The organism is Gardnerella sp. DNF01195, assembly GCF_049244175.1.
Taxonomy (GTDB): Bacteria; Actinomycetota; Actinomycetes; order Actinomycetales; family Bifidobacteriaceae; genus Bifidobacterium; species Bifidobacterium leopoldii.
In genome coordinates, this window is sequence record NZ_CP058383.1 from 1,211,054 (window position 1) to 1,224,218 (window position 13,165).

Here is a 13,165-nt window from a genome sequence, read left to right on the forward strand (position 1 = left end):
TGACGAATGCACTTCGCATAAGAACGCAAAATTAAGCATGCTCATGAATATTCGTCATGCGTTGAGAAATAAGTTCTGGATTAAACGACTCATGTACAGGCTGCATAGATTCAGTATTCAAAGCTGCAGCAGCAACCGCAAATCTGCCAGTTTTTGAAGAATCAAATTCGTTATATCGCGCGTAAATAAGCGCCGCAGTAGCAGCATCGCTAGAACCGTTGTCGTTGCCGACTGCTTTAACACCAGCATTGCTATTTCCGCGAGTTAGCATCATTCTCTGGACGCGCTTGACTGGGACAGGATAGAACGACACTCCCTCATCTGCAACACCATAAGCAACTCCTGCGCGACCGGCATTTACAAATACACGTTTTACTCCACGCTTGAGAAGCACATTCGCACAGCGAATTGCAGAACGCTCGTCAACAGCATTAATGCCAGTTAAAGCCTGCGATTCAGCAGTATCTAAAATAAGAGTGTCAATACGAGACAATCTAGAAAGCACTCGAGGAGCTTTTGCATCCGTAACTGCACGAACAACAATAGGACGGCGATAACGGTCACATAGCCACTCAATTGACTTTTGCGGAATATTAGTATCCAACACCAAAATATCAGCATTTTCAATAATAGACATACGCTCACGCAAAAAATCAGGAGTCATGTGATCGTAAATACTCATATCGTCTAAAGCAAGCAAACGCTGACCAGAAGCGTCACCAACATACATGTACGAAGCAGTCATCGACTCAGGAAGTTGCTTCGCATAACCGATATCTAAGCCGTTTGCAGCAGCATCAATGCGGAAAAGTTCTCCGTTGTGATCGCCACCGTAGACAGAAACCATGCTTGTGCGAATATTAAGACGCTCCAACGCGACTGCAATATTCCTTCCAACACCGCCTAGCATGTAGCGCACGTGGGAGGCATTAGACGTGTAATCCATCAAATCTCCGCAAGCAATGCCAAGAACATCCATGCTAATTCCGCCAACAACAGTCACATAACTTGGAGGAGTAACAATATATCCCTTACCTCGTAAATAGCCTTTGCGAATTAAATTGGAAATATGAGCGGCCACACCTGAACGAGTAATTCCTGCGAGATTTGCAAGTTCCTGCTGGCTAATCATCGGGTTTTGTTGAATCCAAGTCAAGATTTGTTGTTCGCGTTCAGTCATTGTCGCCTCATCTCTATTGTGATTACAAATGATGCCTACTATCTAGGATATTCACAATTCTCATAATATGCACGTAAATTTATGTAATTTTGTTGTTTTTTTATATTATATCTAACAAAAGTTGATATTAATTATCAATTAAAAATAGTTTCTTACAGTATTTTTTACTAAATTAAGTGCATAAATATGCAATAATTTTTTCTTTATACTTTTCTTTATAGGATATTTTATTCATATAATATTTTAATTTTATAAGATATTTTGCGAGCAAATTCAGAACTTTAGAATTTTAATTGCTTACGATTTGCGTACTTCCGCCTCTCGTAAAATCAAGCACTGCACCTGCAAGATACGGCAACGAAACAAGATGAGCGTCTTTTTGCAAAGTCTCCAACGCATCTTCACGAGCCATAGCGATAATCTTTGCATCCTTAACAACTCGCAAAATCTTCAAACTCGAGCGACCACCCGACTGCTTATCGCCAAGAACATCGCCAACATTGCGCAATTCCAAATCTTTTTTAGCAATTACGGCACCATCTAGCGAATTTTCAACAACTTGCAAACGTTCTTGAGCAAGACTTCCATCCTCAGTTTGCGCAACCAAAAATGCCCAAGAATTCGTGCCACCACGCCCAACACGTCCACGCAACTGATGCAATTGTGCAAGGCCAAAACGATCCGCGTCAAAAATCACAATGCAACTCGCTTGAGGCACATCAACACCGACCTCAATAACCGTTGTAGCAACAAGAACTTGCACATCTCCGCGTGCAAAATGTTCCATCGTTTCGCGTTTTGTAGCATCATCGTCGCGACCAGTAAGCTTAGCAAAAGTAACGCCTTTAAATTGCGGCAAAGCTGAAAGCCGCTTCAAAATGCCGTTAACTGTGTGAAGTTTACGCAAAGAATCTGCGCTATTTTCTTCAGATTGATTAGATTGCACAGATTGCGAAACATCTTCAAAACCTTCAGATTCATCGCTATCAAAATCCCTAGCAGAAGCACTACCAGAATCCCTACCAGAATCCCTACCAGAATCCTCATTAAAATCATCATCAATATGCGCGCAAACAACATACGCACGCTCACCTGCATCAATGCGAGCACGAATATGCGCAAACATTCTCGCCATAGTATTCGCATCCGATTCTTGTACAACAAAAGTGCGAATAGGTTTTCTGCCTCCAGGCAATTCAGTTAAATATGAAGCATCCAAATCACCGAACCACGTCATAGCAGCAGAGCGCGGAATAGGCGTTGCAGTCATTACTAAAAGATGCGGTGTAAAAGACTTTTCAGCACTATCATGCGGATCTACACTCATTTTGCGTAACAAAACATCGCGCTGCTCAACACCAAAACGATGTTGCTCATCAATAATTACCAAAGCTAAATTAGTCGGCTTAAAAGTCGACGAGAACGCTGCATGAGTTGCAACAATAAGCGAAGGCTCCCCACTTGCAACACTCGCTAGCGCACGTCTGCGATCCGCAAGTCTCATGCCGCCAGTTACTACGATTACAGGCACTTTTAGATTCGCGCGCGCAATCATTTGGCGCAAATTTTCGGCATGTTGAGACGCCAGAACTTGAGTAGGAGCCACAAGCACAGCCTGATATCCTGATCCAACTGCCTCAAGCATTGCAGCGAGCGCAACAACTGTTTTTCCGGAACCAACTTCACCTTGAAGCAAGCGACGCATCGGATGGCGCTCACGCATGTCACGTACAATCTCATCAATTACATCTTTTTGACCTGCAGTAAGCTCAAACGGCAAACTTTCCACAAATTCATTTCTTATAAGAGAATTATTACAGGATTTTGCTTGATTATCTTTAGAATCTTCACGAGATCGCAATACAGCTACTTGGGAAATAAAAGCTTCTTCATAGCGCAACGAGTCAACAGCTTTGTAAAATTCGTCAACTGATTGCGGATTATGAATTGAGTATATTGCTGACGCTCTAGTCATGAGGTTACGTTTTTTTAGCACTGATTCAGGCGTAATGTTTGGGATTTGCAGGGATTCAGTAGTGCAAGTTGCGGAATCTTTAGAATCTGCGGAAGCTGCGGAAGCTGCGAAATCTTCAGAATCTTTAGAAAGTGCAGAAAGTATAGAAAGTATAGTTTCGTGAATATGCTCACTAGAGATTCGCGAATTTGCATGATACACGGGCATAGGAGCACTCATACGCGCCAAACCATCTTCCACACTTCTTACAGTATCGCGAGATTGATGTAAGCTATCGCTTTCTTCTACAGCAGATACGGTTAAAATTTGAGGATGCGTAAATTGCAATTTACCATTAAAAGCACTAGACGTGCCGCCAACAACAACCATTTCGTCAACATGCATCTTTGCAGAAAGCCACTGAGCGTATTGACGATTTTTAGAAAAATAAATAAGTTGAGCTACTGCTTGCATATCTTGCAAAACGTTAATTTCGATTCTAAAACCGCGACGAGCGTTCATAGGCACAACGTTAATTGACTGAACTTGCGCATAGAAAGCCACTTCTTCGCCAATTTTTACATCTTTTAAGTTCGCAATTCTCAGTGGACTTGTAACTCTAAACGGGTAGTAAGTTAACGCGTCTTCAACTGTGACTATGCCCAAAGATTTTAATGCAGAAACGCGTCGCTTATTGCTGATTATCGCAGAAAGCGAAGTATGCATTTTGGCTGAGTTCGTGGGCGTATTTAGCATATTTCGATTATAAATCATCCGCAATCAGGAATATAACGTGCGCGCGAAAAAATATGCAAATACAAAAAAGCCCCGAGCACTGCTCAGGGCCTTACATTTAACACGCGATTCACGCCTCAACGCGCTGAACCTTGCCTGCCTTAATGCATTTTACGCACACACGAAGGCGAACGTTTTCGCCATCAATGGTGGTGCGAACCGGCTGAAGGTTCGGGCGGAAGGTGCGCTTATTGCGAATGTGCGAATGTGAAACGCTGAAACCGGTCTGCGGTCCCTTGCCACATACTGCGCAACGAGCTGCCATAATGGACTCCTATTTTCTTTGACTTGCAAGTCTTGCGTCATTCAAACACACGAACTACTTACGCAAATTACTTACGCACATTGCATAAACAAATAAGCACGCTTGAACGCACAACTACACAAGTATATCACTTACCAAGACAATCCGCACGCACAAACTCAGTCTTTTCTTGTAAATCCTTAACTGTCTTGCATCCAAGAAGCGCCATAATCACCCTAATTTGCTTCTTCCAGTTATCAATTTGCAAAGAAAGCGCGTCCTCACCTTCATGCATAAGCGTATGCAAAAACTCGCCAGCGACACCAACTGCAGAAGCACCCAAAGCCAACGCGCGCACAACATCCAAAGGCGTGCGAACTCCTCCACTTGCGAAAACTTCCATATTTTTTAACGAATCACACTTGCGTATGTCAACCAGCGACTCAACAGTAGTAAGACCCCAATCAGCCAAATAATCACAGTCGCCTAAGTTCCTGCGAGCATTCTCTATTGTTACAAAATTAGTTCCACCACGACCAGAAACATCTACAGTGCGCACTCCAACATCTTTAAGACGCTGAACATCTTTAGCAGAAATTCCGCATCCAGTTTCCTTCACAATCACAGGCACTTTTAGAGCTTCACACGCACTGACAATAGACTCAATATTGCGCAACCAATTTCGAAAATCGCGATCGCCTTCTTGCATAACCAACTCTTGTGCAGCATTTAAATGCACTTGTAACGCATTCGCATGAATCATGTTTACAGCACGCAATGCATCAGACGCGCTAGTTCCAGCGCTAACATTTGCCATCACAAATCCGTGTGGATTTTCGCTTCTTATGACACTGAAAGTGCTGAGTAAAGTTTCGTCTCGAAGAGCAGCACTCAAAGATCCACTCGCCATAGCAACAGAATTTTTTGCAGCAACTCTAGCAAGACTTGCATTCACTTTTTTAGCAGCATCACTTCCGCCTGTCATTGCGTTAATATATATCGGCGAGCACCAATGCACAGAATCGCATACTTCGCTTCCTAGCACGCTCACGCTAGCGTCAATTTCTTCAAGCGCGACTTGCGGCAAAGCATTCGGCACAAAACGCACTTTGTCAAAATCTGAATCTGCACGAGTTTTATACTGCTTGTCCGCAAGCGCAATATGCGCGTCTTTTCGGTTTTGTATTATGCAAGATTGAGCAGATTGCATATTAAGCTCGTTACGCTTAGCAAACGCGTCTAATACAATATTTTCAGAAGGCTTACCAGTTCCAAAAATTTCCGTAACATCAATATTCAATGGCTTTATTCCATTGGCTTCCCAAGTAGATTTCATAGTTTCAATTACATTATTGTCATAAATTGTCGACAGCGCAATTGCGCAATCTCCTCCGCCTGCACCGCTAGTTTTTGCAGGAATACCGGCACAAGTCGCAATTTCAATAAATTTTGTAAGTTCACGCGTTTCGATAACAGTTCCAGTAAGAGCACTTAATTTTTGCAACAACGCACGATTTTGAGCAAAACCGCTATAGATTTCGCTTATTTCAAACTTTTCAATTGCGCGCGCAAGTTTTTGCACGCAAATCTCACTTTCTTTGCAAAAATCTTCGTAAGTGAAAGATTTAATTTTTTTGTCAAAAGCACTAGTTTCGACGCTACTTTCAACGTTATTTTCAGCGTTACTTTCAACGCTACTTTCCGTACTAGTTTTAACGCTACTTTCTACGCTACTTACTAGCTTTGCGCTAGACGCAGGAGAACCAGTCCAGCCGACTAAAAGTTTTAGCGACTTATCTACATTTAAACGCTTAACTTCCAGTCGCGACCACTTTTTGTGCAACAACTCACCGAAATCAGAGCATCCGGATTTTACTAGCGTAAGCTCAGCTTCAAGCCACTCGCGGTTATACGCGCGATACATAATCCAACCGCCATAAGAGCTGGCAGCAACGTCTCCACCGCTTCCGGATTTTTTAACACTCGACGACGCAATTAACGCTAACTTGCAAATTTCTGGAGTCGAAAGATTCAAATCATACCATTTGCACAACGCGCGAATAACCGCAACAGTTACCGCAGCAGAAGATCCAAGACCGTATTTTCTACCGGTTTTTGCGTCATCAAGTTCGCTAGAAATATGCACATTGTAACTTTTTCGGTTAATATTTGGCGCACATTCCTCACTAGCATAAGCGTCGACTACGCACATTGCAGCGAGCACATAAGCATATTTTCCGTCGTTTTGTATTTCAATACTTCCGTCGGATGCACGCGACCAAAGAAGCGGTTTATATTTTTCGCCATCTGAGGTAATCACACCACAATAATTTCTGCTACTAGGCGCATTTTTCTGCAAATTTTCGCGTAACTCTTCGTTTAAAGTTTCATCACTTACACTAACCGTCACATAACGATTAACAGCAGCAACAATTGCAGCACAGCCGTCAACAACAGCATACTCGCCCGCAATATAAAGCTTTCCTGGGGCACTAGAGCGCACTTGAGTCATATTATCCGCCTATTTTAAACTCGTACTCACCGTCACAGCGTCACCTGGCAGCGCAATCGCAAATTTCGGCTCGCAATATTCTGTATTACAAAAAACGCTAGAATTACGCAAACCATCTTCAACTCGCGAGCGCAACTGACACATCGCACGATAAGCATCATCTCCAGAAGTAAGCACCTTCACATTCGGACCAGCATCCATCGTAGACCACACCAGCCAACCATCTTTTCGCATATTTTTAACCGCTTCAAGCACAATATGCGTGCTACTAGTCAAATAATTCACCGATGGAACAGCATTATGCATAGTTTCGTGCATTCCAAAAGCATTGCGTTCAACAACCTCACCCAATTGCTCAATATCTGCTCGCTGAATTGCGTTTTTAGCAATTTCAAGGTCGTCCTTCGACTGCTCAACCCATTGCATATACGTTGGCGAAGTTTCAACCGTTCTGCGCATCGCTTCTCGGCTAGAAATCGGCTTTTTGCTATCGTCCAAAGTGACGACAATCATAGCAAGGTTTAAATTTTTAAGCGCAACTTGTGCGTTTTCAATAGGCTCTGCATAAGACGTTTCGTCGTCGCAACCTGCATGCCAAATTGAAAGTCCTCCAAAAATCGAACGACAAGCTGAACCAGAACCACGTCTTGCAAGTCTAGAAAGTTCTCGTGGAGTTAGGTTTAATCCAGCAGCGTACGAGGCAGCAGACGCAAGAGCTGCAAAACCAGACGCACTCGACGCAAGACCAGCAGCAGTTGGCACAATATTATGCGAAATAACGCTTGCTTTCATTGAAATTCCTGCAATTTCACGCACCAAATCGAGCATAGCGACTACGCGACGAAAAGTTTTGGCAGACGGCGAAATCTTTTCATTATCTAAAGTAAAAGTATCTTGTTCAAGATTATTCGCAAAACTTACGCTTGTAGTTGTAGACAAATCCGAAAGGGTGAGCGAAAGCGAGGAAGTATAAGGCAAAATCAGCTTTTCATCGCGCTTACCCCAATACTTAATCAGCGCAATATTCGCGTTTGCTTTAGCAAAAGCTGAGTTGGGTGAAAGACTAGCGTCAAACGTTATTTTTGGCTGAATTTCAACATTTTGCATGCTGTTCCTCTTGCGGCAGATAAGTAATTCTCGTTTGTTAATGTGCTAAGCAATATTTTAGCAAAACAGTGCGCACAAGCTTCTTTTCTTTAAACAACTGTAAAGTTTATGCTACATTTCAAGTAAAAATAAGATTCAATTTATTGCAGAATCACCTATATTTACAACCCACGTATCGCAAGCACCGGCATTTTTAAAAGCTTCACTCACTCGCTTAGCAGCATCCTCACTATCAGCCAGCGCAATGACACATCCTCCACCACCTCCACCGGTAAGTTTTGCACCCAACGCGCCATGCTGACAAGCAGCATCTACCAAGGCGTCAAGTTTTGCAGTACTTACGCCCAAATCCGCCAAAATACGGTGTGCGAAAGTCATTTGCTTACCCATATTTTCAATACGGCCAAACGCCAAATCATCTTCTGCAACAGCCGCAATCTCCCCCAATTTATTGAGCTGCGCTCCAACTTCAACAGGATTCGATTCTAAACGAGAACGTAAAGCTTCAACTGTTTCGCGAGTCATTCCTTTGCATCCAGAATCCGCCAAAACAAGCCACGCACGCATGTTAATTTCCATGCGATCAAAACAGCCACGACTAAAACGCACAGGCCAGGAAGCAGCAGTTGCAGTGGCATCCAAGCCTGAAGAACATCCGTGAGCCACACACTCAGCAGTCTGCGTCAACTTAAAAATCTCATCATTGCTAGCTGCAACGCCATAATAGTCAAGAATCGCACGAATTACAGCACCGGCAGCTGCCGCAGACGAACCAAGACCTCGTTCTGCTGGAAAATCAGACTCGGTAAAAATGTGCAAATTCTCACCGCTCCACCCTGCAAACTCTAGCGACGCGCGAATTGCTGTTCGTATGCTATTAAAGCGCGTAGGAATTTCGGAAAGTTTGCCAGTAAAGTCAAGGCATGAAAGAGTTATATGTGAATCGAGATTCGTCGTAGATGCTAAAGATTCGCTTGATGTAGAAGATAAAGATTCACACGAAACAGGTGCTAAAGATTCATTGCAACTAGTTACAACAGCGCGCATACGCAAGTTTTTAAGCGGCAAAGCTATTGCAGAATGGCCATAAACCACGGAATGTTCGCCAAAAAGAATAACCTTCGCGCAAGTTTCGCCATAACCTTTGTGATTGCTGTATTTTATTGCGTTTTCAAGATTTGCGCTTACGGAATTTTTACAAGCATACTCTTCGTCATTGCGAATAGCAGATATGTTGGCATCTTGCGCTTTTGCGTTCATACTAAGCTCGTCAGCCAGTTCATATTTGCTTTCCAGCACAGTTTGCATCTCCTTTATAATTTCGCAATTTTCCAACTGTTCTAATTTAGTCGAGTAAAACTTAAAAAACTACGTTACGCACGTGACACTTACAACACATTCACATTTGGAAAACGGCAGAAACTTTACACGAGTGTAAAGTTTCGGTCGGATTAAAGCAATAAAACAGCAGAAACTTTACACGCTTGTAAAGAAAAAGTCGCAAAATGGCAGAAAAACGGCAGAAACCTTACACGAGTGTAAAATTTCGGTCGGATTAAGGCAATAAAACGGCAGAAACTTTACACGCTTGTAAAGAAAAGGTCGCGCGGGGAATAGAAATGTAAAACCGACCAGCGCGCAGCAATAAAAAAACTCTGCGCAGCATCGCAATGAGAAAACTCAATACAACGCAAACGCAGAGTTAATGCTTAAGTTCAATCCACATGTATTACAAGCAGAAAACCACTAAAAGCAAGAATCTGCTTGCTGCAACATGTTTTGTAAAATTCACAAAGCTACTTACTCAGCCACAACCTTAACAGTGAAGGAAGCGGTGATTTCCGGATGCAACGTTACGGTTGCTGGGAACTCACCAGTGGTCTTAATAGTAGCAACCTTAATTGCGCGAGCCTCAACTTGAGCCTTGGAAGCCAAAGCAGCAGCAATCTTATCGGCAGAAACGCCACCGAAAAGCTTGCCGGATTCGGAAACCTTAGCAGAAAGCTCCACAACGGTGCCTTCAATCTGAGCCTTAGCTGCAACTGCCTCTTCACGAGTGGCAACAGCCTTGGCAAGACGAGCGCGACGCATTGCTTCAATCTGGGAAGCAGCACCCTTGTTCCATGCAAAAGCAAGACCCTGAGGAATCAGGTAGTTGCGTGCATAGCCAGCCTTAACTTCAACAACGTCACCAGAGTGACCGAGGTTGGCAACAGTCTTGGTAAGAATAACCTTGGTTTCAGCCATATTCCTATCCTCTCAATCAGCGACCGGTAGTGGCGTAAGGAAGCAAAGCCATTTCGCGAGCATTCTTCACTGCCTTCGCGATCTTGCGCTGTTCCTGCACGGTTACGCCGGTGATACGACGGGAACGAATCTTGCCGCGGTCAGAAACGAACTTGCGCAGCAAAGCAACGTCTTTATAATCAATTTCAGTAATCTTGGCAGCCTTCAAAGGATTTGGCTTCTTTTTGAAAGGCTTGACCGGTGGTTGCGGCCTTTTGCGTGACATAAGATGTCCTCTCTCAAATCCGTTATGCTTTTTGTTCGCATAACATTTAACTGATGATGTATTTATAAGGATTAAGTAAGCGCGTAAATAAGTGCATAAATAAACAAATAAATACGCTATCTATAGCTCAACTAAAACGCTAGAACTCAGGTTCTTCAGAATCGCCACCAAAATCAGAATTGGCACCGAAAGTTGAAAAACTATCGTTTGTTGGCGCAGCAGCACTCCACGGATCAGCCGCTGAAGAACTTGCGGCATGCTGAGAAGCAGTCTGGCTAGCAGCATAATTTGCTCCGCCAGCATAACCTGCACCAGCAGCATTTGCTGCACGCGAGCCACCAGCAAAACCTGTTGAAGAGCTTTGGCGGTTAACTTGCGCAGTTGCATAACGCAAAGATGGACCAATTTCGTCAACTGTAAGTTCAACAACTGTGCGATTAGAGCCGTCTTGCGCTTGATACGAACGCTGCGACAACCTGCCTTGAGCAATCACGCGCATGCCTTTAGAAAGGCTGTTTGCACAATGTTCTGCCAAGTCTCTCCACGCTGAGCAACGCATAAATAATGCAGGCCCATCCTCGAACTGATTCGTATTACGATTAAACGTTCTAGGTGTGGATGCAATGGTAAAGCTCGCAACAGAAGCACCGTTGGAAAGTGCCCTTAATTCAGGATCCGAAGTGAGATTTCCCACGACGGTAATAATTGTTTCACCTGCCATATCGTGCCTTTTCTTTCTCGCTTTACTCGTAATCGCATGTTAGTTAGCAATTACTGGCAATTTTGTGCGCAACTTATGCGCGGTTGTTTACGTATTTATTTAGCTTAACTAGTTTTTATTTAATTCACTAGAGCTTACTTAGTTTTGCTAGTTTTTACTTAGCGTCCTTGCGAAGAATCTTCGTGCGGATTACAGATTCGTTAAGGTTCAAAACACGGTCAAGTTCGTCACTTACAGATGGCTCGGCAGTGTAGTTCACCACAACGTAGTTACCTTCGGTTTTGCCTTCAATTTCGTAGGCAAACTTGCGGCGACCCCAGTAATCGGTACCGTCAACGGAACCGCCCTCGTTGGTGACAAGCTCAAGATACTGCTCGGTCAACTTCTTAAGACCGTGCTCATCCAGCTCAGGATTTGCAATGAACATCAGTTCATACTTATGTGCAGACATCACCCACCTCCTTCGGACTATCGGCTGTGGACCTTCCACAGCAGGAGTGTGTTTGCAAAATATGCGCGATATGTTTGATGACAAGCACCAAAACCGCACACAACTTTGCTATTTTACAGCACGCTCGTGACGACGAGAGTTACGCGCTTAAACGATGGTGTCAGGCGGCAGAAACTTTACAGCGGCGTAAAGTTTCGGTCGGCTACACGCCAAAAAACGGCAAAAACTTTACACGGGAGTAAAGGAAAGGTCGTTTTCGTGCTAAAAAGCGGCAGAAACTTTACAGCGTTGTCAAGAAAAGGTCGTTTTCGTGCTAAAAAACGGCAAAAACTTTACACAGGAGTAAAGTTTTGGTCGGAATCAAGCGCAAAGTTCCGCAGCACACGCACGCATCGGCTATTTCCCAATAATTCTAGGCACTCCAACAGCTGCAAGTTTCTTCTCAAGCTTCCTAGGATCAAGGATATCCGAGTAATTAAAGCGCACGATTTTATTTACGCCACATTCCTTCATAAGCAATACCTCACGTTCCGCTTGTTTGTCGATATTCTTATGAATAACACTCTGGTTTCGCGATTCGAATAAATTTTTATTGTCTTCTGAAGAATTAAGATTCACATTCTTATATTGCGCATCATCTGTATCAATGTAGTATTTCGAATACCCGTCAAACTCCCCAACAATCAACTCCCCATTATTCAGGCTCCACAAAAAGTCGCAACGATACTTCAAATTTACATGTGGAATCTCAAACTCACGCTGTAATTCTGGTATCATAAATCCTAAATTAATCATTGTTCCCCGAGCTAAGGATTCACCAGCGTTCTCGCTAAGACCATTTGCAAAGAAGCAAAGCTTACATAATTTAGCCAACTTTTTTTGTTCACACTCAAAAATTTGCTTAAAAGACAATGAAAAATTAGTCCCACCATTCGTTTTTGCATAGTTTCGCAAGTCATCCAAATAAGCGTAATCCCTTGTATAATGACGTTGGTTTTTGTGTAAACTGCCATTCGCACACGTTTTATTATTTGCAATCTCACTATTACAATCGACGCCACTCAAGTTATTCTTGCAATCGCAGTATCGGCTTTTGCAAATTTCGATCACTCTGTTTAAATTCACATTATCTCGCGCTGCTGAATCGAAAATAGGCAAAGCAAATCTAAATGAGTAATTATTAGCAACGTCAAACAACATAGTGCTTTTATCTACCAAGTGACTTTTTATTTCTTCAGTCACGCAATCGCTTGCATGCGGAAGCTTTATTAATTGTCCAGTACTGTTATTCTCACGCGTTAAAATGCGGACATCATCGCTCATACCATTCTGTTCGTAACCTACGGAAGGAATAACTTTTAGTTGATTGTTATACTTGTTTGATTTTCGCTTGTTGCTTCGAATATAAATTTTAGTATCTCTTGCGTCCACACAATTTTTCTTTTTGCTAAGAAAAGCATTATCATAGCAATTTTTTTCGCTGTCATAATCTTTCGAAACTTGATACCCAAGAAGTGCCGAGGCAGTCGAAGCTGTTAATTTACAATCGGGGTGCGATTCAATAATAGATAACGCAATATGACGTATTTTTTCAGCTTCGTAAAGACTATTCCAATATTCTTTACGCATGTAAAGATTTTTGTACACGCGCACAGCTTCTCCACGTTGCGATGACCTTTGAACTGCTTT

11 protein-coding genes are annotated in these 13,165 nt (G+C 43.0%); all 11 read right to left on the reverse strand.

The annotated features are described in order from the left end of the window. Window positions 1-31: 31 nt before the first annotated feature. The 11 genes from HXT43_RS04580 to HXT43_RS04630 all read right to left on the reverse strand — a co-directional run bounded on the left by HXT43_RS04580 (window position 32) and on the right by HXT43_RS04630 (window position 13,129). Entirely contained in the window at window positions 32-1,180 is a 1,149-nt protein-coding gene (locus tag HXT43_RS04580; protein ID WP_064340538.1) for a PfkB family carbohydrate kinase, read from the reverse strand. Between the two features lie 289 nt (window positions 1,181-1,469). After that, entirely contained in the window at window positions 1,470-3,908 is a 2,439-nt protein-coding gene (locus HXT43_RS04585; protein ID WP_174143441.1) for a DEAD/DEAH box helicase, read from the reverse strand. Window positions 3,909-3,999: 91 nt separating this feature from the next. Beyond that, window positions 4,000-4,194, reverse strand: a complete 195-nt coding sequence (gene rpmB / locus HXT43_RS04590) for a 50S ribosomal protein L28 (protein WP_004105392.1) — start codon at window positions 4,192-4,194, stop codon at window positions 4,000-4,002. A 127-nt stretch (window positions 4,195-4,321) separates the two neighbouring features. Next, on the reverse strand, window positions 4,322-6,685 hold the full coding sequence (fni, locus tag HXT43_RS04595; protein ID WP_174143440.1) for a type 2 isopentenyl-diphosphate Delta-isomerase: 2,364 nt from the start codon (window positions 6,683-6,685) through the stop codon (window positions 4,322-4,324). Between the two features lie 9 nt (window positions 6,686-6,694). Beyond that, complete coding sequence (mvaD, locus tag HXT43_RS04600) at window positions 6,695-7,792, reverse strand: diphosphomevalonate decarboxylase (RefSeq protein ID WP_004574055.1); 1,098 nt, start codon at window positions 7,790-7,792, stop codon at window positions 6,695-6,697. A gap of 135 nt (window positions 7,793-7,927) precedes the next feature. Next, window positions 7,928-9,052: a mevalonate kinase gene (gene mvk / locus HXT43_RS04605; RefSeq protein WP_064340625.1), complete on the reverse strand. Its 1,125-nt coding sequence runs from the start codon at window positions 9,050-9,052 to the stop codon at window positions 7,928-7,930. Between the two features lie 540 nt (window positions 9,053-9,592). Beyond that, window positions 9,593-10,039, reverse strand: coding sequence for a 50S ribosomal protein L9 (gene rplI / locus HXT43_RS04610; protein WP_004105397.1), 447 nt, complete (start codon window positions 10,037-10,039; stop codon window positions 9,593-9,595). A gap of 16 nt (window positions 10,040-10,055) precedes the next feature. Next, a complete protein-coding gene (rpsR, locus tag HXT43_RS04615; protein WP_004105399.1) occupies window positions 10,056-10,304 on the reverse strand; it encodes a 30S ribosomal protein S18 in 249 nt (82 codons plus the stop codon). 139 nt (window positions 10,305-10,443) lie between these two features. Next, on the reverse strand, window positions 10,444-11,025 hold the full coding sequence (locus HXT43_RS04620) for a single-stranded DNA-binding protein (protein WP_064340624.1): 582 nt from the start codon (window positions 11,023-11,025) through the stop codon (window positions 10,444-10,446). A gap of 154 nt (window positions 11,026-11,179) precedes the next feature. Then, window positions 11,180-11,476: a 30S ribosomal protein S6 gene (gene rpsF, locus HXT43_RS04625; RefSeq protein ID WP_004574062.1), complete on the reverse strand. Its 297-nt coding sequence runs from the start codon at window positions 11,474-11,476 to the stop codon at window positions 11,180-11,182. Window positions 11,477-11,872: 396 nt separating this feature from the next. Continuing rightward, window positions 11,873-13,129, reverse strand: coding sequence for an AMP-dependent synthetase (locus HXT43_RS04630; protein ID WP_421780939.1), 1,257 nt, complete (start codon window positions 13,127-13,129; stop codon window positions 11,873-11,875). Between the last annotated feature and the right edge of the window lie 36 nt (window positions 13,130-13,165).

Excerpts from the sequence above, each read along its gene's own strand:
- HXT43_RS04620 (WP_064340624.1), bottom strand. The coding sequence starts at position 11,025 with ATGGCAGGTGAAACAATTATTACCGTCGTGGGAAATCTCACTTCGGAT.
- HXT43_RS04585 (WP_174143441.1), bottom strand. The coding sequence starts at position 3,908 with ATGATTTATAATCGAAATATGCTAAATACGCCCACGAACTCAGCCAAA.
- fni (WP_174143440.1), bottom strand. The coding sequence starts at position 6,685 with ATGACTCAAGTGCGCTCTAGTGCCCCAGGAAAGCTTTATATTGCGGGC.
- mvaD (WP_004574055.1), bottom strand. The coding sequence starts at position 7,792 with ATGCAAAATGTTGAAATTCAGCCAAAAATAACGTTTGACGCTAGTCTT.
- mvk (WP_064340625.1), bottom strand. The coding sequence starts at position 9,052 with ATGAACGCAAAAGCGCAAGATGCCAACATATCTGCTATTCGCAATGAC.
- rplI (WP_004105397.1), bottom strand. The coding sequence starts at position 10,039 with ATGGCTGAAACCAAGGTTATTCTTACCAAGACTGTTGCCAACCTCGGT.
- HXT43_RS04580 (WP_064340538.1), bottom strand. The coding sequence starts at position 1,180 with ATGACTGAACGCGAACAACAAATCTTGACTTGGATTCAACAAAACCCG.
- rpsR (WP_004105399.1), bottom strand. The coding sequence starts at position 10,304 with ATGTCACGCAAAAGGCCGCAACCACCGGTCAAGCCTTTCAAAAAGAAG.
- rpsF (WP_004574062.1), bottom strand. The coding sequence starts at position 11,476 with ATGTCTGCACATAAGTATGAACTGATGTTCATTGCAAATCCTGAGCTG.
- rpmB (WP_004105392.1), bottom strand. The coding sequence starts at position 4,194 with ATGGCAGCTCGTTGCGCAGTATGTGGCAAGGGACCGCAGACCGGTTTC.